The organism is Actinomadura sp. NTSP31 (genome assembly GCF_041951385.1).
Lineage (GTDB): Bacteria > Actinomycetota > Actinomycetes > Streptosporangiales > Streptosporangiaceae > Spirillospora > Spirillospora napierensis.
The window spans coordinates 442,915-464,279 of record NZ_JBGNUT010000003.1 but is presented as its reverse complement, the minus strand read 5'-3'; the positions used below and the strand labels follow the sequence as shown (position 1 = coordinate 464,279).

At 72.9% G+C, this 21,365-nt stretch carries 16 protein-coding genes; 14 read left to right on the top strand and 2 right to left on the bottom strand.

What is annotated here, in order from left to right; all coding sequences use genetic code 11:
• Nucleotide 1 precedes the first annotated feature (1 nt).
• Both ACA514_RS07310 and ACA514_RS07305 read left to right on the top strand, forming a co-directional pair.
• Nucleotides 2-1,984: an acyl-CoA dehydrogenase family protein gene (locus ACA514_RS07310; RefSeq protein WP_375040242.1), complete on the top strand. Its 1,983-nt coding sequence runs from the start codon at nt 2-4 to the stop codon at nt 1,982-1,984.
• Between the two features lie 267 nt (nt 1,985-2,251).
• Nucleotides 2,252-3,070: a class I SAM-dependent methyltransferase gene (locus ACA514_RS07305; RefSeq protein ID WP_375040241.1), complete on the top strand. Its 819-nt coding sequence runs from the start codon at nt 2,252-2,254 to the stop codon at nt 3,068-3,070.
• A 217-nt stretch (nt 3,071-3,287) separates the two neighbouring features.
• Here ACA514_RS07305 and ACA514_RS07300 read toward each other — a convergent pair whose 3' ends face one another.
• A complete protein-coding gene (locus ACA514_RS07300) occupies nt 3,288-6,272 on the bottom strand; it encodes an AAA family ATPase (protein ID WP_375040240.1) in 2,985 nt (994 codons plus the stop codon).
• 42 nt (nt 6,273-6,314) lie between these two features.
• A complete protein-coding gene (locus tag ACA514_RS07295) occupies nt 6,315-7,379 on the bottom strand; it encodes a CaiB/BaiF CoA transferase family protein (protein ID WP_375040239.1) in 1,065 nt (354 codons plus the stop codon).
• 186 nt (nt 7,380-7,565) lie between these two features.
• Between ACA514_RS07295 and ACA514_RS07290 the strand changes: the two genes are divergently transcribed.
• The 12 genes from ACA514_RS07290 (at nt 7,566) to ACA514_RS07235 (ending at nt 21,241) form a co-directional block, all read left to right on the top strand.
• Nucleotides 7,566-8,873 carry a hypothetical protein gene (locus ACA514_RS07290; protein ID WP_375040238.1) on the top strand — a complete coding sequence of 436 codons (1,308 nt, stop codon included), beginning with the start codon at nt 7,566-7,568 and terminating at the stop codon, nt 8,871-8,873.
• A 151-nt stretch (nt 8,874-9,024) separates the two neighbouring features.
• Nucleotides 9,025-10,743, top strand: a complete 1,719-nt coding sequence (locus tag ACA514_RS07285; RefSeq protein ID WP_375040237.1) for an LLM class flavin-dependent oxidoreductase — start codon at nt 9,025-9,027, stop codon at nt 10,741-10,743.
• A 182-nt stretch (nt 10,744-10,925) separates the two neighbouring features.
• On the top strand, nt 10,926-12,062 hold the full coding sequence (locus ACA514_RS07280) for an FAD-dependent oxidoreductase (protein WP_375040236.1): 1,137 nt from the start codon (nt 10,926-10,928) through the stop codon (nt 12,060-12,062).
• A 109-nt stretch (nt 12,063-12,171) separates the two neighbouring features.
• Nucleotides 12,172-12,621 carry a VOC family protein gene (locus ACA514_RS07275; protein ID WP_375040235.1) on the top strand — a complete coding sequence of 150 codons (450 nt, stop codon included), beginning with the start codon at nt 12,172-12,174 and terminating at the stop codon, nt 12,619-12,621.
• A gap of 88 nt (nt 12,622-12,709) precedes the next feature.
• Nucleotides 12,710-13,255 carry a chorismate mutase gene (locus ACA514_RS07270; RefSeq protein WP_375040234.1) on the top strand — a complete coding sequence of 182 codons (546 nt, stop codon included), beginning with the start codon at nt 12,710-12,712 and terminating at the stop codon, nt 13,253-13,255.
• A gap of 64 nt (nt 13,256-13,319) precedes the next feature.
• Nucleotides 13,320-15,251 carry a WD40 repeat domain-containing serine/threonine protein kinase gene (locus tag ACA514_RS07265; protein ID WP_375040233.1) on the top strand — a complete coding sequence of 644 codons (1,932 nt, stop codon included), beginning with the start codon at nt 13,320-13,322 and terminating at the stop codon, nt 15,249-15,251.
• A gap of 120 nt (nt 15,252-15,371) precedes the next feature.
• The gene (locus ACA514_RS07260) at nt 15,372-15,884 is read left to right on the top strand and encodes a SigE family RNA polymerase sigma factor (RefSeq protein WP_375040232.1); all 513 of its coding nucleotides are present in this window, start codon (nt 15,372-15,374) and stop codon (nt 15,882-15,884) included.
• Complete coding sequence (locus tag ACA514_RS07255; protein WP_375040231.1) at nt 15,881-16,960, top strand: hypothetical protein; 1,080 nt, start codon at nt 15,881-15,883, stop codon at nt 16,958-16,960. The genes ACA514_RS07260 and ACA514_RS07255 overlap by 4 nt, the downstream gene beginning before the upstream one ends.
• Before the next feature lie 24 nt (nt 16,961-16,984).
• Nucleotides 16,985-17,941, top strand: coding sequence for a deoxyribose-phosphate aldolase (gene deoC / locus ACA514_RS07250; protein WP_375040230.1), 957 nt, complete (start codon nt 16,985-16,987; stop codon nt 17,939-17,941).
• Nucleotides 17,942-17,943: 2 nt separating this feature from the next.
• On the top strand, nt 17,944-19,374 hold the full coding sequence (locus tag ACA514_RS07245) for an aldehyde dehydrogenase family protein (RefSeq protein ID WP_375040229.1): 1,431 nt from the start codon (nt 17,944-17,946) through the stop codon (nt 19,372-19,374).
• On the top strand, nt 19,367-20,218 hold the full coding sequence (locus ACA514_RS07240) for an aldehyde dehydrogenase family protein (protein WP_375040228.1): 852 nt from the start codon (nt 19,367-19,369) through the stop codon (nt 20,216-20,218). The genes ACA514_RS07245 and ACA514_RS07240 overlap by 8 nt, the downstream gene beginning before the upstream one ends.
• An 84-nt stretch (nt 20,219-20,302) precedes the next feature.
• The gene (locus ACA514_RS07235) at nt 20,303-21,241 is read left to right on the top strand and encodes a hypothetical protein (RefSeq protein ID WP_375040227.1); all 939 of its coding nucleotides are present in this window, start codon (nt 20,303-20,305) and stop codon (nt 21,239-21,241) included.
• Nucleotides 21,242-21,365 lie beyond the last annotated feature (124 nt).

The window sequence follows — 21,365 nt, the reverse complement described above, 5'->3', positions numbered from 1 at the left end:
GATGAGCCAGCCGAGTCGCAGCCAGACCCCCGTCGACGAGCGGACCGCCCGGCGGGTCGCCGAGGAGGCCCGGGAGACCGAATGGCGGCTTCCGAGCTTCGGAAAGCAGCTGTTCCTCGGCGATTTCCGGCTCGATCTCGTGCACCCGCATCCCCGCCCGGACGACGACGCGCGCCGCCGCGGCGAGCAATTCCTCGCGCGGCTCACCGAGTTCTGCGCCACCCGGATCGACGCCGCGCTGATCGAGCGCGAGTCCCGCATTCCGGACGAGGTGGTCGAAGGGCTGCGGGAGATGGGCGCGCTCGGCATGAAGATTCCCGAGCGTTATGGCGGGCTCGGTCTCAGCCAGCTCTATTACGGCCGCGCGCTGATGGTCGTCGGGTCCGTCAGCCCGGCGCTCGGGGCGCTGCTGTCGGCGCACCAGTCCATCGGCGTCCCGCAGCCGGTGAAGATGTTCGGGACGCAGGAGCAGAAGGACGTCTGGCTGCCGCGCTGCGCCCGCGAGATCAGCGCGTTCCTGCTCACCGAGCCCGACGTCGGCTCCGACCCGGCCCGGCTGCGCGCCACCGCCGTCCCCGACGGCGACGACTACGTCCTCAACGGGGTCAAGCTGTGGACGACCAACGGCGTCGTCGCCGACCTCGTCGTCGTCATGGCCCGCGTCCCGAAGCCGGACGGCCCCCAGCCGGACGGGCGCAAGGGCGGCATCTCCGCGTTCATCGTGGACATGTCCACGCCCGGCATCACCGTCGAGAACCGCAACGCGTTCATGGGGCTGCGCGGCATCGAGAACGGCGTGACGCGCTTCCACGACGTCCGCGTCCCCAAGGCCAACCTGATCGGCGCCGAGGGCGCGGGCCTGAAGATCGCGCTCACCACGCTGAACACCGGGCGGCTCTCGCTGCCCGCGATCTGCGCGGCGAGCGGCAAGTGGGCCGCCAAGATCGCCCGCGAGTGGTCGAAGGAGCGGGTGCAGTGGGGGCGGCCGGTCGGCGAGCACGAGGCCGTGGCCCGCAAGGTCGCCTTCATCGCCGCCACCGCGTACGCGCTGGAGGCCATGCTCGACCTGTCCGGCCAGCTCGCCGACGACGAGCGCAACGACATCCGGATCGAGGCGGCCCTCGCCAAGCTGTGGTCGTCGGAGATGGCCTGCCGGATCGCCGACGAGCTGGTCCAGCTGCGCGGCGGGCGCGGCTTCGAGACGGCCGAGTCGCTGGCCGCGCGGGGCGAGCGCGGCGTGCCCGCCGAGCAGCTGCTCCGCGACCTGCGGATCAACCGGATCTTCGAGGGCTCCACCGAGATCATGCATCTGCTGATCGCCCGGGAGGCGGTGGACGCGCACCTGTCCGTCGCCGGCGACATCATCGACCCCGACGCCTCCGCCGCGGCGAAGGCGCGCGCGGCGGCGAAGGCGGGCGGCTTCTACGCGCGCTGGCTGCCGACCCTGGTGACGGGAGCGGGGCAGCGGCCGAAGGCGTACGCCGAGTTCGGCGCGCTCGCCAAGCACCTGCGCTACGTCGAGCGCGCCTCCCGCAAGCTGGCCCGGTCCATCTTCTACGCGGCGGGCCGCTGGCAGGGCAAGCTGGAGTACAAGCAGGGATTCCTCGGCCGGATGGTCGACATCGGCGCCGAGCTCTACGCGATGAGCGCCGTCTGCGTCCGCGCCAACGCCGATTCCTCCGGCCTCGGCCCGCTCACCGGATCCGTCGCGGACGGCCCGAGCGAGACCGATGTCCCCGGCGCCTCCGCCGTCCTGCTGGCCGACGCGTTCTGCCGCCAGGCGCGGGTGCGCGTCGAGGAACTCTTCGACGGCCTGTGGCGCAACACCGACGAGATGGACGTCAGGCTCGCGCGCGCCGTCCTCGCCGGCGATTTCGCCTGGGTGGAGGACGGCGTATTGGACCCCTCCATTCCCGGCCCCTGGATCGCGCCAGCCGAACCAGGCCCGAGCGACAAGGCGAGCGTGCACCGCACGATCGGCTGAGAACGCCGCCATGACCTGCGGTGCGTGACCGCTGGACTGCCGTGCGCTACGGTGACCTGTCCCGGCGACCGGTTCGCTTGACCGGTTGTGCCGGGGCACACCGGTCGTCGGCCCGGCGCACCGTTTCTGAACGCCGGGCAATGCGCTCGCGTACGGATGGGTAGACTGACCCGACCTTGCGCCAGAGATCAGACCATCCCGAGGGATCCGGTCACGTCGATCCGGCGAAAACAAGCAGAACGCCAACGCACCCAGCGAGCGGGAAGTATGCAGCAACCTGGTCAGAAGAAGTCCATCGCAGGATCCCTACTCAATCTCATCGGCAGCGGCCCGAAACCCGCTCCCGCGGCACCCACGGCGGGAGACGGAGAGGTCATCCAGCCCGCCGCCGGCGAGGGGGCCCTGGAGAACCATCTGGGCGGTGACGAGGCCCGCAACTACCGCAAGTACGAGTACGAGACCGTCGCCCCCCACGTCGGGCGCTCCCTGCTGGAGATCGGCTCCGGGCTCGGGCATTTCTCCGAGCAGTTCGCCGGGCGGCTCGACTACCTCGTCGTCAGCGACAACGACCCGTACTGCGTCGGAGAGCTGCGCAAGCGCTACGACGGCGACGACGACGTCGAGGTCATCGACCTCGAACTGCCGGCCGAGATCCAGATCCGGCAGAAGGTCGACACGGTCGTGATGATGAACGTCCTGGAGCACATCAAGGACGACGTCCAGGCGCTGCGCGACCTGGCCTCCGTCACCCTGCCCGGCGGCCGGATCGTGATCTGGGTGCCCGGCTACATGCAGCTGTACGGCGACTTCGACCGCAAGGTCGGGCACGTCACCCGGTACACCCCGGCGACGTTGGAGGCCTCGGTGCGCGAGGCCGGGCTCGTCCCCGAGGTGCTCAAGCCGATCAACTTCCTGGGCGGGATCGCCTGGTGGTTCGCGGTGCGCCGCGGCGGCGCCGGCTACCCCGACCCGCGGCTGGTCAAGATCTACGACCGGACGGTCGTGCCGGTCACCCGCGCCATCGAGCGCGTGGTCCGCCCGCCGTTCGGGCAGACCGTCTTCTGCGTGGCGCGCGTCCCGCGCTAGCGGTCCGCGACGGGCACGGCGGGCACGAGATCATCACCATCTGAACTCGTGCCCGCCGTTTTCGGTATGTCGCCCGTTACACGGCGCAATGGGCGGAGCACACTGGGCAGTGGCCGGAACGGTCGCGGGCCGCCTCTCCGGGGGGAGAAGCACCGCCTGCTTCCGCGGCGCGCGACCGCGAAGGCCGGCCACGTCAGTTCCCGTGTGGTCCGACGGTTCAGTGGCGGGAGTCCGGGAGGGGGGCTCCCGCCACCGAGCCCTGCCCGTTCGAACCCCCGCCCCGCCCGTTCGAGGCGGCGAACAGGGCCAGCCGGTGCGCGGTCGCGGCGGCCTCGCCGCGGTTGGCCACCTCGAGCTTGCCCAGGATGTTCGACACGTGCACGCTGGCCGTCTTCACCGAGATGAACAGCGCCTCGGCGATGTCGCGGTTGCTGCGCCCCTCGGCGACCAGGCGCAGCACCTCGTACTCGCGCGGGGTCAGGCCGAGCGGCGCGGACGGGTCGGGGCCGCCGCGGCGCGGCGCCCGGGTCCGCCGCAGCAGGTCGGCGACCCGCTCCGCCAGCGGCGCGGCGCCGAGGTCCGCGGCGGCGTCCGCCGCGATCCGCAGCCGGGCCGACGCCCCGTCGTGGTCGCCGCCCGCCAGCGCGGCCTCGGCGGCGCCGACGAGGGCCTGCGCCCGGGCGAACGGGTTGCCGAGCGCCTCCCACGCGGCCGCGGCCCCGTCCCAGGCCGCCAGGTCGAGGACGCCCCGGGCGCGGGCCGCCTCGGCGTCGAGGGTCAGCTTGTGGGCGCGCTGCAGGGGGCCGCTGATCGTCAGGCCGGCGGCGCGCTCCTCGATCCGCCGCAGCATCGCCGCGGCGGACGGCCCGAGCTCGGCGCAGGCCGTGACGCCCGCGGTCAGCACCGGCAGCGCGTACCGGGCGTCGTCCGGCAGGCCCGCCTCCTCGATGACGCCCTCCACCGCTGGGAACACGTCCTGCGGGCGGCCCTCGGCCAGCGCCATCCGCGCCTCGAGCCACAGGGTGGCGAAGTAGTCCTGCGTCTTCAGCCACTTCATCTTGAGCCGCATGATGTCGCGGGCGCCGTCGAGCCGCTCGCGGGCCGTCCGCATGTCGCCGCGCGCGAGCGCGATGCCGCCCGACAGGACCAGCAGCGAGGTCCGGATCGTCACCGACGGCTCCTGGCCCATGGCGTGGTTCATCACCGCCATGGCCTCGTCCCAGCGCCCGAGGGAGACGAGCGGCTCGGCCTGGTTGATGCACAGGAACGTGCCCTGCGTGCGCTCCACGCCGTACTCGCGCGCCAGTTCCTTGCCCTGCCCGGCGACGGCCGCGGCGTCCTCGTGCCGGCCGCTCCCCTCCAGGAAGTGCGACTTGATGACGTAGTACCGCAGCAGCGCCCGGTGGTTGCCGCCGGCGGCGGCGGTCCGCTCGATGTCGGCGAGCATGTCCGTGGTCGCGGTGCCGGAGTAGTCGGAGTAGTCGATGTCGGCGCAGAACAGCGTGATGAGCGCTTGCGCCTCGGCGAACGGGTCGGCGAGTTTGCGCGCGATGGCCAGCGACTCCGCCGCCGCGGCGCGGGCTTCGGGGATGTCGGTGGTGAACCGCACGTAGGTCGCGAACGTCGCCAGGACGCGCGCGCGGAGGACCGTCGGGGGATCGGCCGGCAGCGCGTTCATCGCGGCGCGCAGGTCGTCGACGAAACCGGGCCGCGCCATCTCGTAGCGCATGTGGCCGCGCAGCTCCAGCAGCGCGGCCCAGCGCTCGATGTCCATCGCGTCCTCGCCGGCGGCCTCGACCTCCTTCAGCGCGGCGGTGACGAGCTTGATGCCCCGGTCGTACTCGCCGGCGAGGTCGGCGGCGCTCGCGGCGTCCTCCATGACCTTGATGTGGTCGGCGCCGATGCGCTCCGCCGCGTCGGGCACCCGGTCCCACAGGTTCAGCACCCGCGACAGCATCGTCAGGCACTCGGCGTAGGCGAGCGCCTTGCGCGCGTCCGCCGCCGCCCGCCACGACGCGACGAGCGCCCACGTGGCGTCGTTGGCCGCCTTCCAGTGGTGGCTGAGCTCCACCCAGAGCCGCCCGGACGGCACGAGCCCCGGGTCGTTCTCCAGCGCCTCGGCGTAGCGGGTGTGCAGCCGCGTGTACTCGCCGGGCAGCAGGTCGTCGTGGATCGCCTCGCGGATCAGCGCGTGCCGGAACGCGTAGCCGTCGCCGTCCACGACCAGGACGTTCGCCGCGACGGCCGGCCGCAGCACGCGGGTCAGCGCGGCGTCGTCCAGCCCGGACACGGCGGCCAGCAGGGCGTGCTCGATCCGGGTGCCGCCGCCGCTGGCGTCCCGCAGCACGTCCTGGGTCTCCTCGGGCAGCCGCTGCACGCCCGCCAGCAGCAGGTCGCGCAGCGACTCGGGCAGCTCGCACGCCAGCGTGCCGTCGTCGTCGAGCAGCGCCTCGATGAACAGCGGGTTGCCCTCGCTGCGGGCGTCGATCCGGTCGACCAGGCCGGGCGGCGGCGGCTGCCCGAGCACCGCGGTGACCAGCGCCGCGACGTCCGAGCGGGCCAGCCGGGTGATCTCCAGCCGGGTGACCCGGTCGACCCGTTCCAGCCCGCCGAGCAGCGGGCGCAGCGGATGGGTGCGGTGCAGCTCGTCCGACCGGTACGTCACGACGATCATGACCGGCGCGGCGCCCTGGTTGCGCACCAGGAACGACAGCAGGTCGCGGGTGGACCGGTCCGCCCAGTGCGCGTCCTCGATGACCAGGACGACCGATTCGCGCTCGGCGAGCCGCTCCAGCAGGGTGAGTACCACCTCGAACAGCCGGGCGCGCTCCTCGCCGGACGCGGCGTCGCTCTCCGGCTCGCCGAACTCCGGCAGCAGCCGGGCGAGGCTCCCGGTGTCGCCGCGCGGGACGAGCGCCGCGACGCCGTCGATGCCGATGTCGCGGACGAGCCCGCGCAGCACGGTGGTGAACGGCGCGAACGGCAGGCCGTCGGAGCCGAGCTCCAGGCAGCCGCCGACCAGCACGCGGGCCCGCCCGGTGCCGCCGGCGGACGCCGCGAACTCGCGGATCAGCCGGGTCTTGCCGAGGCCGGCCTCGCCGCCGACCAGGACCGCGCCGGGGGCCGCCGCCAGCGCGTCCTCCAGCACGCCCAGCTCGGCCGACCTGCCGACCAGGACGGGACACATCGCACGCGCGCTCACGTCACAAGAATGCCAAATGAATCCGACAATCCCACCTGAATATCAGTCGGTGAGACGTCGCCAGCCCTGCCCGGCGTGCTCGTCCAGGCCGGCGACCGGGCCGCCCGGGAGCGGCGGGTGGGCGGTGGTGCGCACCGGCCCCGCGTCCAGCACGCCGCGCGCCCGGAAGTGCTCGAGCTCCAGCATCTCGGCGCCGCTCAGCAGCGGCGCCACCGGCGCCCCGGCGGCCGACAGCAGCTCCATCGCCTCGTCCCTGGTCAGCCGCCCGATGGCGGCCGCCACCTCGGCGTCCAGTTCGGCGACGCGGCCGAGCCGCTCGGCGAACGGCACCTCCGCCGCCTCGGCCAGGCCGAGCGCGCGGCAGACGGCCGCCCAGAGCCGCTCCTCCGACACGACCCCGAGCGTGATCTTCGACCCGTCCTTGGTGGCGTACACGCCGTATCCGGGCACGGGCCCGGTCACGTGGGGCGCCGGCGCGGCCTTCGCGGGCTCCTGCGGCCGGGTCGCCTCGGGGACGGTGCTCGTCCAGTGCGCCAGCACGTCGGCCATGCCCAGGTCGATCCGGTCGCCGGCGCCGGTGGCGCGGGCCTTCAGGCACGCCGCGGTGATCGCGAACGCGGCCATCGTCGCGGCGGCCATGTCGGCGACGGGCAGTTCCTCCAGGCCCGGGGACACCGCGTCCGGCGGCAGCGTCGCCGCGTACGCCCGGTAGTTGACGTCGTGGCCCGGCACCTGCGCGAGCGGCCCGTCGGCGCCGTAACCGGAGATGGAGCAGTACACCAGCCGGGGATTGAGCGCGCGCAGGGCGGCGTCGCCCACCCCCAGCCGGTCGGCCACCCCGGGCCGGAACCCCTCCACGAACACCTCGGCGTCCGCCGCGAGCTCCCGGCACCGCTCCCGCCCGTCCTCGGACTTCAGGTCCAGCACGATGCTCCGCTTGCGCCGGTTGAGCAGGTCGAAGTGCCCCTGGAACATCCGCATGGGCTCCCCGCCGGGCGGCTCGACCTTGATGACGTCGGCGCCGAGCTGGGCGAGGAGCTGCGTGGTGTACGGGCCGGGCCGCCACATGGTCAGGTCCAGCACGCGCAGTCCGTCCAGCGGCGCCATGTGATCTCTCCGCGTCCTCGGCCCTCCGGCGGGCGGGCGCCCGGCCTCCCGCCATCGTGTCGATCTCGGGGCCGCTCAGTCAAGCAAGTGCTTGGTCTGGCTGTGCCGGAACCAGGGAACGGCCGCCATGGTCCCTCCCGTCCTATCCGGAGCAGGTTCACCGGAGATCGCATCACGAGGACGAGCATGGGGACGCAGACGATCTGGATCGGCGAGAAGCGGCTGTGCCAGGTGACCGTGTCGGGCTTCCAGGACGTACCGGGATTCGGTCCTCTCCCCGAGGGCCGGGTGAACGGAGGCGGGAAGATCGTGCGGGGCGCGCGGGCGAGGCTGCTGCGGCACGGCGTGGTGATCGCCGAGGACCTCCGTATCGGGGCTCTGATGAGAAGGACCTTCCCCAGGTCCCGGCTGGAGGCCGAGGAGCGGGTCCAGATCCTGGGCCGGTGCATCATGGCCATCGGTCACCGGCACGTCCTCGACGGCGATCAGATCCAGGCCTATGTCCGCCCGGACCCCGCCGGGGGCAGTCCCGATCTCGTTCTGGGATACCAGGACCCGATCCCGGAACGACGGCGCCTGCTCGGACGGGCCGAGGTCCGCGAGGTCACCCCCGATCCCCTGGCCGGACCGGTCGCGCGGGTCGTCGTGGCCGAAGGCGGGCTGGCGGTCGGCGCCCGGGTGCGGGTCGTGCGCGATGGACGGCCGGTGGTCGAGGCGCTGCGCCTGCTGGCCCTCGCGGACGGAGGCGGCGGACCGCTGGACGAGCTTCCGCAGGGAAGCGCCGGGACCCTGTTCCTGGGCCACTTCGATCTCCGCCCCGGAGACATCGTCCACGCGTACGACGTGCCGCCTCCGCAGCAGACCGAGGGACGCAAGCGACTCCTCACCGTCATGTCCGCGGGGTCGAATGCCATGGTGGCCGTGGCGCGTGTCCAGCCGGTGCAGTTCTCGCCCCATGGGGGAGAGCCGTTGGCCGTCGGGCACCGCGCACGGGTGCTGCGCGGTCAGGTCGTCGTGGCCGACGGACTGACCATCGGCCTCGTCCAAGAGCCGGGCATGCTCCAGGAGGTGGCCGTCGACTACGGCACCAAGGCGCGCGTCGGCTGGCTTGATGTCGGCGTCGACTTCCCCGGCCTCCGGATCAGGGACGAGATCGAGCCGTACGAGGTCCTTCCCGCCGAACACGAGCCGGAACCGGAGATCACTCGGCCCCAGAGCAGACGGTTCTTGGTCGGTTTCACGGTGGGAGTGGGCGCCGTCATCGCCTTGTTCGGTTCTTTGGACGTCTGGGCGTGCGTGACGGCATGGCGGTCGTTCCGGACGCCGCCCGCAGACGACACCACCCTGGACTGGGGCTCGGCGCTTGGTCTCGCTCTGTTCTTCACCGTGATCACCGCCCTGTCCACCTGGATGCTCGTCCTGGGGCACATCCGCCAGCGCCAATGGCGCGAGCGGGCACGCCGGCGCACCGGCCCCGCCGACAAGGCCGTCTAACGCAACGCCTGTTCCAGGCCGGCTCAGGTGGCCGGTGGCGGCGGGGGCACGCGGTCGGGGAGGTCTGTTGACGGGGCGTCCAATTCGGGTGATGCTGGCCGGGTAAGGCCAGGTCGCGGGGTCTGTTTTCGCTGGTCACCGCTGTGTGGGGGTGGTTGGGATCCGTTTCGGGCTCTTCTACGAGCACCAGTTGCCCCGGCCCTGGGAGGACGGGCGGGAGCTGCGGCTCTATCAGGACGCGCTGGACCAGGTGGAGATCGCCGACCGGGTGGGGTTCGACTACATCTGGGAGGTCGAGCACCATTTCCTGGAGGAATACAGCCATTCGCCGGCGCCGGAGGTGTTCCTCGCGGCGGCGTCGCAGCGGACGAAGCGGGTGCGGCTCGGGCACGGGATCGTCCAGCTGCCGCCGGCCGTCAACCATCCCGCGCGGATCGCCGAGCGGATCGCGGCGCTCGACCTGGTGTCCAACGGGCGGGTGGACTTCGGGACGGGAGAGTCGAGCTCCGGCGCGGAGCTGGGCGGGTTCGGGGTGCGGCGGACGGAGAAGCGGGCGCAGTGGCAGGATGCGATCGACGCCGTCACCCGGATGTTCGTCGAGGAGCCGTTCGCCGGGTGGAGGTCGCCTTATCTGCGGATGCCGCCGCGCAATGTGATTCCCAAGCCGGTGCAGAAACCGCATCCGCCGCTGTGGGTGGCGTGTTCCAGGCGGGAGACCATCCAGTTCGCGGCCCGGAACGGTATCGGGGCACTGTCGTTCTCGTTCGTGGAGCCCGAAGATGCGGGTAAGTGGGTGGACGAGTACTACCGCATTCTGGCCTCGGAGGAATGCGTCCCGGCCGGGTTCGCGGTGAATCCGAACGTGTCCGTGGTGCTTCCCATGATGCTGCACGAGGACGAGGCCACCGCGATCGACCGCGGTATCGACGGGGCGCATTTCTTCGCGTTCGCGCTGGCCCACTACTACGGGACGACACCGCACGATCCCGGGCGCACCAGCGTGTGGGACGAGTTCCAGGAGCGCCGGGCGTCCAAGGGGTTCGACCGCGAGCAGATCATCGCCAATGCCGAGTCGCTGAACGTGAACGTCGGCTCCCTGCGCGGCGCGGTGGGAACTCCCGAGCAGGTCGTCGATCTGATCCGGCGGTACGAGTCGGTCGGCGTCGACCAGATCTCGTTCGTGCTGCAGTCCGGGCGGAACGAGCACGAGCACATCTGCGAGAGCCTCGAATTGTTCGGCTCGTCGGTGCTGCCGCATTTCGTGGAGGGCCGGGAGGAGCGGGAGGCGGCCAAGGCGGAGCGTCTCGCGCCCGCGATCGAGGCGGCGCTGGCGCGGCGGAAGCCCGCCCGGCAACTGCCGCCCGGTTACCGGATCGACGAGGACGCGGAGGTGGCGCGGGCGCTGCGCCCGTCGCGGTCGCGGCGGCCGGTGCGGCGGGAGCTCCGCGCGACGGCCCGGCGGCGGGCCGCGCAGGGCTTCTACAAGCTGGTGCACGGCAGGACCGACGAGCAGATCGAGCGGCGGTTCGGGCCGGGAGCGCAGCGGCTGTTCTTCGCCGGGATGGCCCGCGCGTTCGATCCGTCGGCGGCGGCCGGGTTCGAGGGCGACATCGAGTTCCGCCTGACGCCGGGGCGCGGGGCCCCGACCGCATGGACGATCCGGATCTCGGGCGGACGGGCCCGGGCCGTCGCCGGCGGGTCGAAGGAGCCGGACGTCGCGCTGACCGTCCGGACGGCCGACTTCCTGCGCATCCTCGCGGGCGACGCCAACCCGGCGTCGATGCTCATGGACGGGAAGCTGCGGATCCGGGGGAACTACGAACTGGCGCCGCGTCTCAGTGAGATGTTCGGCGGCCCGTCCCCCTACTGAGGCCGAAGGGTGGCCGTGGTCCCCCGATCACCACGGCCACCATGACGTCTGATGCAGGATGGGCCGTCCGGGTTCGGGGAACGATCCGACGAATGCCGGGAACTTTCGCTTTGGGTGTTGTGGGGGGCGGGCTCATGTACTACAAGTAGTAGTACTACAGCCTGTCGTCGATTGGGGCGGGGATGCGCATTCTCATCGCGGGCGCGGGGATCAGCGGCCTCGCGGCGGCACGGGGCTTCCAGGCGGCGGGGCATCGGGTGACCGTGCTGGAGCGGGCGGAGCGGCTGCGCGCCGGGGGCGGGGCGATCACGCTGTGGCCCAACGGCGTGACCGTGCTGCGCGACCTCGGCGTCGACCTGACCGGGCTCGGCGAGCCGCTGTCGGCGGTCGGGCTGCTGAGCGCGCGGGGCAGGCCCGTCCTGACCATCCCGGGGAAGGATCTGGAGGCCCGGCTGGGCGTGCCCGCCCTGGGCGTCGCGAGGACCGACCTGCTCGCCCGGCTCTTCGAGGGGCTGCCCGACGGGACGGTGCGGTTCGGCGAGCGGTTCGCGCGCTACGTCCAGCACGGCCGGACCGTGCGCGTCGAGACCGAGTCGGGGGCCGTCCACGACGCCGACCTCCTCATCGGCGCGGACGGCGCCTGGTCCCGTGTGCGCGCGGCGGCGTTCGGCGCCAACGTCCCGAAGGCGACCGGCGTGGCGACCGTGCAGGGGCTCATCCCCTCGAAGGTGGAACTCGACGGGCGCTCGCTGATGCTGATGGGACGGGAGGGCGACGCCGGGTTCGGGCCGGCGGGCGACGGCCGCGTGTGGTTCTTCTTCGACGTCCCGTGGCCGCCGGACGGCCCGGCCGGACGCCCGCTGGAGTACCTCCGGCGGCGCTTCGGCGGCTGGGCCTGGCCCGTCGGCGACCTCCTGGCCGAACTGACCGACGACGACGTGCAGGTCTTCCCGAACCACCGGCACGCGATCCCGCGCCGCTGGGGCCGGGGGCGGTGCCTGCTGATCGGCGACGCCATGCACGTCATGCCCCCGTTCTTCGCGCAGGGGACCAACCAGGCGCTCGAAGACGTGTCCGCGCTCCTGCGCCTGCTGGAGCAAGGGGAGGAGCAGCTGAAGCGCTACGGCCCGCTGCGCCGACGCCAGACCCGGCTCGCCGCATCGCTGGCCACCAACGGCCGTTTCGTGAGGGAGCCGCTCAGCCTCGTGCAATCCGAGCCCGTCCTGCGCCTGATGGCCGCGACCTCCGATTCCTCGGCGACGGCCGCCGTGACCGCGATCCTGCGCGCCACCAGCAACCGCCTCGAAATACGCCAGTGACCGCTGGTGCGATTGGGGGGATCGCTGCATAGTGCTTGTGTGAAGCGATCGCCTGTGGCGGCGGCCGTGCCGTTGCACGCTCCGCCACGGCCCGGAAGGGACTCCGCTGATGACCGACTCGCAATCCGCCGCCCCGGACGACACCGCCGCAACTGACGACGCCCCCATGCCGCCCGTGCGGCCTGGCATGTTCCTGCTCGAACTCGTGCCGGTGCCCGTCGGCGACATCGACCGGGCCAAGGCGTTCTACACCGGCCTCGGCTTCAACGCCGACGTCGACGTGCGGCCCGCGGACGGGGTCCGGGTCGTCCAGCTCACCCCGCCGGGCTCGTCCTGCTCGATCAGCCTGACGCAGGGCCTCCCCGGCCTGGACATGCCGGTCGGCTCGCTGCGCGGCCTGCACCTGGTCGTCAGCGACATCGAGCAGGCCAGGGCCGAGTTCATCGAGCGCGGCGCGGACGTGGCCCCGGTAGAGGACGCCGGCGGCGTCCTCTACGCCCGTTTCTCGGACCCGGACGGCAACACCTGGACCCTCCAGCACATGCCGTGGCGCACCTGACCGGGTCGGTCCACGTGGACGCCGCGGGCTTGGACCAGGCCGCCGAGACCGCCACGCAGGTCGCCGGGCACCGCACTAGCTTTGGGGCGTGAGGTCTTTCGGGGTCGGTGTCGTCGTGGTGGTTCTGGGCGGGTTCGCCGTTCCCGCGCACGCGGCGGACGGGCTGGCGCCGCTGGTCGACGTGGCGGCGCGGCGCCTGGACGTCGCGGACCTGGTCGCCGCCGCCAAGTGGGGCACGGGCAAGCACATCGAGGACCGGGCGCGCGAGCGGCAGATCCTGGACTCGGTCGCCGAGCGCTCGGTGCGGATGGGCATCGATCCCGAGACGTCCAAGCGGATCTTCCGCGACCAGATCGAGGCGGGCAAGCTCGTCCAGCGCGGCCTGTTCGCGCGCTGGACGGTACGCCCCGGCGAGGTCCCGGCGCACCGGCCCGACCTGGAGAAGGAGGTCCGGCCGCTGCTCGACCGGATCACCGGTGAGCTGCTCGCGGACATCAAGGACACGCAGGATGCGCGGCGGGGCCCGTCGTGCCGCGCGGAGCTGGTGAAGGCGGCCGGACGGGCCGAGGCCGCCCGGCATCCCGACGTCCTGCACCGCGCCGGGCTGGTCCGGGCGATTTCATCGATCTGCTGACGATGCGCCTTTGGGGCTATTGGACCCCCTGTCGGCATGGTTATGTGCCCCTGTGACACGGGACGTGGGAAAAGTCGTGATCGGCCGGTACCGGCTGGCGGGGATGCTCGGCGAGGGCGGGATGGGCGCCGTCTGGCGCGCACACGATGAGCGGATGCGCCGCGACGTGGCGCTCAAGCAGCTCAAGCTGCCCGCGAGCCTGGAGCCCGGGCTGCGCGAACAGCTGGTGGCGCGCATGGAGCGGGAGGCCCGGTCGGTCGGGATGCTCAAGCATCCCGGCATCATCACCGTCCACGACCAGTTCCACGACGAGGACGGCCTGCCCTGGATCGTGATGGAGCTGGTGCGGGGCCGCTCCCTGGACGCCGCCGTCCGCGAGGACGGTCCGCTGGACGAGGCGGAGGCCGCCCGGATCGGTGCGCGGATCGCCGAGGCGCTGGCGGCCGCGCACGAGGCAGGGGTCGTGCACCGCGACATCAAGCCGGCCAACATCCTGCTGGAGGGCGACCGGGTCGTGGTCTCCGACTTCGGGCTCGCCGCCGTCCCGGGGGAGACCGCCCTGACGGCCACCGGCGCCCTGCTGGGCACGCCCGCCTTCCTGGCGCCCGAGCAGGTCGACGACCGTGAGGCCACCGCCGCGTCCGACGTCTGGTCGCTGGGCGTCACCCTGTACGCCGCCGTCGAAGGGCGGCCCGCCTTCACCGGCGGCACCATGGCGGCGCTGCTCCTGGCCGTCTCCCGTGGCGAACCCGCCCCGATGCGGCGTGCCCGGCTTCTGGCGCCGGTCCTGCGGGACCTGCTGCGCCGCGATCCGCGGCGGCGCCCCAGCGCCGGGGCCGTCGCCGCCACCCTCAACGCGCTGGCCGGAACGCCGCCCGTCGAAACCCGGCCCGCGGAGACCCCGGCGGCCGGTGCCGTCCCGCCGCTGCCGTTCGCGGAGCCCTCCCGCCGTGCCTTCCTGATCAGCGGGGGCGCCGCCGCCGTCGCCCTGGCCGTCCCCATCGGCTACGCCCTCACGCACGACGGAGGGTCGGGGCACCCCCACGCGAGCCGCACGCCCACCGCCTCGGGCCCGTCCTCCCTGGGGAAGGTGCTGACGGGCCATACGGGCCCGGTCACCGCGGTGGCGTTCAGCCCGGACGGGAAGACCCTCGCCAGCACGAGCGACGATCGCACGGTGCGGCTGTGGGACTCCGCGACCCGCGCGCCCATCGGGCAGCCCCTCACCGGCCACACGGACGCGGTGCTCGCGGTGGCGTTCGATCCGCACGGGAAGACCCTGGTCACCGGGAGCAGCGACAAGACGGCGATCGTGTGGGACGCCGCCACCCGCCTCCCGGTCGGCAAGCCTCTCACCGGCCAGTACGACGCCGTCTGGACGGTCGCGTTCAGCCCCGACGGCAAGATCCTCGCCACCTCGGGCGGCAGCGAGGTGCTGCTGCGGCGCGCGAGCACGCGCAAGGCCTTCGGCGATCCCGTCGTGCACCTGAACACCGTCAGCGCGATGGTGTTCAGCCCGGACGGGAAGACCCTGGTGACCACGGCCGGCGACAACGTGTACGTGTGGGACCTGGCCGACCCCGCGCGCGCCCGCTGGCGGAACCTCAAGGAACGCGCCGGCGGCATCGGCGGGTTGGCGTTCAGCCCCGACGGCGAGATCCTCGTCACCGGAAGCGCGGCCGACGGCGAGATGCGGTTGTGGAAGGCGGCCACCCGCCGGCCCATCGGCAAGCCCTTCGCCGCCGGCGGGCGCGGCATCGAGGCGGTGGCCTTCAGCCCCGACGGCAAGATCCTGGCCACCGGAGGCGACGACAACATGGTGCGGCTGTGGGACGTGGCCGGCCGCAAACCCCTCAGAGTGCCCCTCACCGGGCACGCGAACAGCGTCGTCTCGGTGGCGTTCAGCCCCGACGGCAGGACCCTGGCCAGCGCGAGCAGCGACCGCACCCTGCGGTTGTGGGACATGGCGGCCCTGGGCCTGCCCGCACCGGCCTAGCGATTCGTGCCGGTGCGGGCCCTGGTGCGGGCCGTTCCGCCGATCTGCTGACGTCGTGCATGCAACCTCCCGGCGCTCCGGCCGCATCAAGGGGGTGTGGAAGGGCCGAGGAGCATGCGCATGCAGGGACGGGACGACGAGTTCACCGCCTACGTGACCGCCAGGACGCCCTGGTTACGGCGGGTCGCGTACCTGCTGTGCCAGGACTGGCACCGGGCGGACGATCTCGTGCAGACCGCGATCACCCGCCTGTACCTGCGGTGGCACCGCGCGTCGGCGGCGGACAACCTCGACGGCTACGCGCGGACGGTGCTGGTCAGGGTGTTCCTCGCCGAGCAGCGCGGCGGCTGGCGGCGGCGCGTCCGGCTCGTCGCGGAGCCGCCCGACGAACCGGGCGGCCCGGCCGACCTCGACGGCGGCCTGGACCTGCGGGACGCGCTCGCCGCGCTGCCGCCGAGGCAGCGGGCCGCCGTCGTGCTGCGCTTCTACTGCGATCTGTCGGTCGAGCAGACCGCCGGCGTCCTCAACTGCTCGACGGGGACCGTCAAGAGCCAGACGGCGCGCGGGCTGGACGCGCTGCGCCGCGTGCTGCAACCGGTGCAGAGCCTTACGGATGGGGAGAACCCGGCATGAACGACCTGAAGGAGCGGCTGGAGCGGATCGCCGCGGCGCCCGGACCGGTGACGTCCGTGGACGCGGCGGCCGCGGTCAGGAGGGGGCGCCGGATCAGGCGCGGGCGGCGGGCCGCGGTGGGCGGGCTCGCGGCGGGGCTCGCGGCGGCCGCGGTCGCGGCCGCAGTGCTGCCCGGCTCGCCGGACGAGCCGCGCCGCGTCCGGCCGGCGGAGCAGGTGCGGTACCCGGACCTGCTGGTCCCGCCGGCGTCGTTCGGCTGGTTGCCGCCCGGCTACGCGCAGAGCAAGGTCTCGCGCGACGACCAGGAGCGGCCGAGCGTCACGGTCTCCGCGGGCATGGGCAAGGGCAAGGACGCGGAAGGGGCGGCGTCGGCGGTCGAGCTGACCGTCCTCGGACCCGGCAAGGAGCCGCCGATCGCGCACCTGCCCGGCGGGAAGAAGGGCCGCTGGACGGGCACGGCGCTCATCAACGGGGTCGTCGGGCACTGGACGATCGAGCCGGGCGGGCCGGGCTCCGGCCAGGTGCCGGCCGAGCTGCGCTGGGAGTACCGGCCGCATCAGTGGGCGCTGCTGTCGGTCTTCGACCGCGGGATCGCGAAGAAGGAGACCGTCCAGCGCATCGCGAAGGGGGTGCGGTTCGGCGGCGTCAGGCCCGTGGCGTTCCCGTTCCGGGCGACCGGCGTACCGGCAGGGCTGAAGCCGGCACAGGTCTCGCTCGGCCAAGGCCCGGACGCCGAACTCTGGCTCACCTCCACCGGGCAGGAAAGCGGCGATCTGCTCATCACGGTCACCCCCGCGGGCAAACGAGCCCCCGGGCGGACCAACACGACGGTTGACGGGCATCCCGCGTTCGACTCCCGCCTGCCTCACACCGGCCCGAAGGCGAAGACGGATCGGAACCCCGCGGAGGCGCAGCGGCTGGTCGTCTACGGCGTCCACGGCCTCGACGTCACCGTGCAGGCGACGGGCGGGCCGCTGCGGCTCCTGCAGCCCAAGGGCGGGCTGACCGGCCTCTACCACCGCGTGACGCTGCTCGGCGGCGACCCGGCGCGCTGGACGACGGCGCCGCTCGGCTGACCGGGACATGTGCCGTTTGTGCCGATGGGGGTCTTCGGCGATGCTGGGGGCGTGTCAACGGAGACTCTCATCGGCGCGGCCGAACTGCGCGCGTTCCTGCACGGTCTTCCCGGTGTCGACCAGGTCGGCGCGCAGGAGCGCGCGGCCCGGCTCGCCACGCGGTCGATCAAGACGTCGGCGAAGGCCGAGGCCATCGACCTGGCCATCTCGATGGTGGACCTGACCACCCTGGAGGGCGCCGATACGGCCGGGAAGGTGCGGGCGCTGTGCGCGAAGGCCGCCCGGCCCGACCCGTCGGACGCGACGGTCCCCAAGGTCGCCGCGGTGTGCGTGTACCCCGACATGGTGGAGACGGCCGTCGCGGCGCTGGACGGGTCCGGCATCGGGGTCGCGTCCGTGGCGACGGCGTTCCCGTCGGGGCGGGCGCCGCTGGAGGCGAAGCTCGCCGACACGCGGGCGGCGGTCGCGGCCGGCGCGGCCGAGATCGACATGGTGATCGACCGGGGCGCGTTCCTGTCCGGCGACGTCCTGAAGGTCTTCGAGGAGATCACCGCGGTCAAGCAGGCCTGCGGCGGGGCGCACCTGAAGGTGATCCTGGAGACGGGCGAGCTCGCGACGCTCGACAACGTGCGGCGCGCGTCGTGGCTGGCGATGCGGGCCGGCGCCGACTTCATCAAGACCTCCACCGGCAAGGTGTCGCCGGCGGCGACGCTGCCGGTGACGCTGGTGATGCTGGAGGCCGTCCGCGACTACCGGGCGGCCACCGGCCGCCAGGTCGGGGTGAAGCCCGCGGGCGGGATCCGCGCCACCAAGGACGCGATCAAGTACCTGGTGCTGGTGAACGAGACCGCCGGACCGGACTGGCTGACCCCGCGGTGGTTCCGGCTCGGCGCGTCCAGCGTGCTGAACGACCTGCTGATGCAGCGCCGCAAGCTGTCCACCGGGGTGTACTCCGGTCCCGACTACTTCACCCTGGACTGATCATGGTGTTCGAGTACGCGCCCGCCCCCGAGTCCCGGTCGGTCGTCGACATCCGGCCGTCGTACGGGCTGTTCGTCGGCGGCGAGTTCGTCGACGGGCACGGCGAGCCGTTCAAGTCGATCAACCCGGCCGACGAGAGCGTGCTGGCCGACATCGCCTGCGGCGACGAGTCCGATGTCGACCGCGCCGTGCAGGCGGCCCGCACCGCCTACGACACGGTGTGGGGGCCGATGCCGGGCGCCGAGCGCGCCAAGTACCTGTACCGGATCGCCCGGATCATCCAGGAACGTTCCCGTGAGCTGGCCGTGCTGGAGTCGATCGACAACGGCAAGCCGATCCGCGAGTCCCGCGACGTGGACGTCCCGCTGGTCGCGGCATGGTTCTTCTACTACGCCGGCTGGGCCGACAAGCTCGGCCACGCCGGCTTCGGCCCCGACCCGCGCCCGGTCGGCGTCGCGGGCCAGGTCATCCCGTGGAACTTCCCGCTGCTGATGCTCGCCTGGAAGATCGCGCCCGCGCTGGCCTGCGGCAACACCGTCGTGCTGAAGCCGGCGGAGACGACGCCGCTGACCGCGCTGCTGTTCGCCGACATCTGCCGCCAGGCCGACCTGCCGCCCGGCGTCGTCAACATCATCACCGGCGCGGGCGAGACGGGCCGCGCGCTCGTGTCCCACCCCGGCATCGACAAGGTCGCGTTCACCGGGTCCACCGACGTCGGCCGCCAGATCGCCCGCACCCTCGCCGGGACGTCGAAGAAGCTGACGCTGGAGCTGGGCGGGAAGGCCGCGAACATCGTCTACGCGGACGCCGCGCTCGACCAGGCCGTCGAGGGCATCGTCAACGGCATTTTCTTCAACCAGGGGCACGTGTGCTGCGCCGGGTCGCGGCTGCTGGTGCAGGAGTCGGTCGCCGACGAGGTCCTCGACCGGCTCAAGGCGCGGATGGCGACGCTGCGGGTGGGCGACCCGCTCGACAAGAACACCGACATCGGCGCCATCAACTCCGCCGAGCAGCTCGACCGGATCCGCGAGCTGTCGTCGGCCGGCGAGCAGGAGGGCGCGACCCGCTGGTCACCGCCCTGCGACCTGCCCGACCGCGGGTTCTGGTTCGCGCCGACCGTCTTCACCGGCGTCGCGCAGTCGCACCGGATCGCGCAGGAGGAGATCTTCGGCCCCGTCCTGTCCGTGCTGACGTTCCGCACCCCCGACGAGGCCGTCACCAAGGCCAACAACACGCCCTACGGGCTGTCCGCCGGGATCTGGACGGAGAAGGGCTCGCAGATCCTGTGGACCGCGCAGCGGCTGCGCGCCGGGGTCGTGTGGGCCAACACCTTCAACAAGTTCGACCCCGCCTCCCCGTTCGGCGGCTACAAGGAATCGGGGTTCGGCCGCGAAGGCGGACGCCACGGGCTGGAGGGCTATCTCGATGTCTGACCGACTCACCGTCCGCAAGACCTACAAGCTGTACATCGGCGGCGCGTTCCCGCGTTCGGAGTCAGGCAGGTCCTATCCCGTGACCGACGGCAAGGGACGGTTCGTCGCCAACGCGTCCCAGGCGTCCCGCAAGGACGTCCGCGACGCGGTCGTCGCCGCCCGCAAGGCGTTCGGCGGCTGGTCGGGCCGCACCGCCTACAACCGCGCCCAGATCCTCTACCGCGTCGCCGAGATGCTGGAGGGACGCCGCGGCCAGTTCATCGACGAGGTCCGGCACGGCGGCGCGTCCAAGACGCAGGCCGCCGCCGAAGTCGACGCGGCGATCGACCGGTGGGTCTGGTACGCCGGATGGGCCGACAAGGTCTCCGCCGTCGCGGGCGCCGCCAACCCCGTCTCCGGGCCGTTCTTCAACTTCTCCACGCCCGAGCCCACCGGCGTCGTCGGCGTCGTCGCGCCCGACTCGCCGCTGCTCGGCCTGGTGTCGGTGGTCGCGCCCGCGATCGTCACCGGCAACACCGCCGTCGTCGTCGCGTCCGAGCCCGCGCCGCTCGCCGCCGTCACCCTCGCCGAAGTCCTCGCCACGTCCGACCTGCCCGGCGGCGTCGTCAACATCCTCACCGGGCACCGCGCCGAACTCGCGCCGTGGCTCGCGTCCCACATGGACGTCAACGCCGTCGACCTCACCGGCGTCCCGGACGGCGACGTGCCCGCGCTCCAGGAGAGGGCGGCCGAGAACCTCAAGCGCGTCTTCCGCGCCGCAGGCGACTGGGCCGCGGACCCCGGAACCGCGCGTCTGACGGCGTTTCTGGAGGTCAAGACGGTGTGGCACACCGTGGGCGTCTGAAAGTGGAAATGGCGCGGAGTGTGTAGAGCGTCACGAACGGTGGAATAGATCTCCCCGTAACTGATCATCACGGGGGGTAGATCAGTGCCTACCAAGACCGCACCGCGTACGACGACGAGCCGAGGCACGGCCGGTCGTACGAAGAGCACCACGTCCAAGTCCACGGCCGCCAAGAAGACGGCCGCCAAGAGCACCTCGGCCGCGAAGTCGCCGACGAGGTCCACGACCAGCCGCTCGACCGGGAGCAAGACTCCGGCGAAGCGGACCAGCGCGGCGTCCAGCCGCACGGCCACGGCGGCGTCGACACGCGTCACCAAGGCCGCCGACCAGGCCAAGGCCGCCGCCACGCAGATGAAGTCGGTGGCCACCAAGGCGTCCTCGTCGGCCAAGGCCATGACCGCGATGACCAAGGCCATGACCACCGCCACCAAGGCGATGACCGACGCCGCCAAGGCCATGAACGCCGCGGCCAAGGACATGGCGAAGCAGCAGAAGGCGGCTTCTTCGACGGCCGCCAAGAGCAAGACCGGCACGACCGCGCGCAAGAGCACGGCGTCCGGGACGGCCCGCAAGACCACCGCGGCGGCGAGCCGCGCACGGTCCACGACGTCGGCGCGGGTGGGATCACCGAAGTCGACCGCGCGCAAGACCACGGCGTCCAAGACCCGGCCGTCCACCGCGAAGAAGACGACGGCGGCCAAGCCGCGGACGAGCGCCGCGCGCAAGACCACCGCGTCCTCGTCCCGGACGACCGCGAGCACCAGGAGCGGCACGGCGCGCAAGAGCACGGCGTCCCGCTCGGCCGGCACCGCCCGCAAGTCGAGCGCCTCGGGGACGGGCAAGGCCGCCTCGACCCGCCCGCGAGCGGGCGGCGCCACGGCCCGGCGCGCCGCCGAGTCGGCCGCCGCGACGGCACCGCCCGCCGGGCCGATGGTCGAGCCGAAGACCTCCAACGGCCTTCAGCACTCGACCAGCACCGACGGCGGTTTCCTGACCGGCCTCACCAACGCCGGCCAGCGCTGACCGCTGTCAGGGCGGTAGCCCCGGGGGTCTGGGGGTCCGCCCCCAGAGGGAACACTGACCGCTGTCAGGGCGGTAGCCCCGGGGGTCTGGGGGTCCGCCCCCAGAGGGAACACTGACCGCTGTC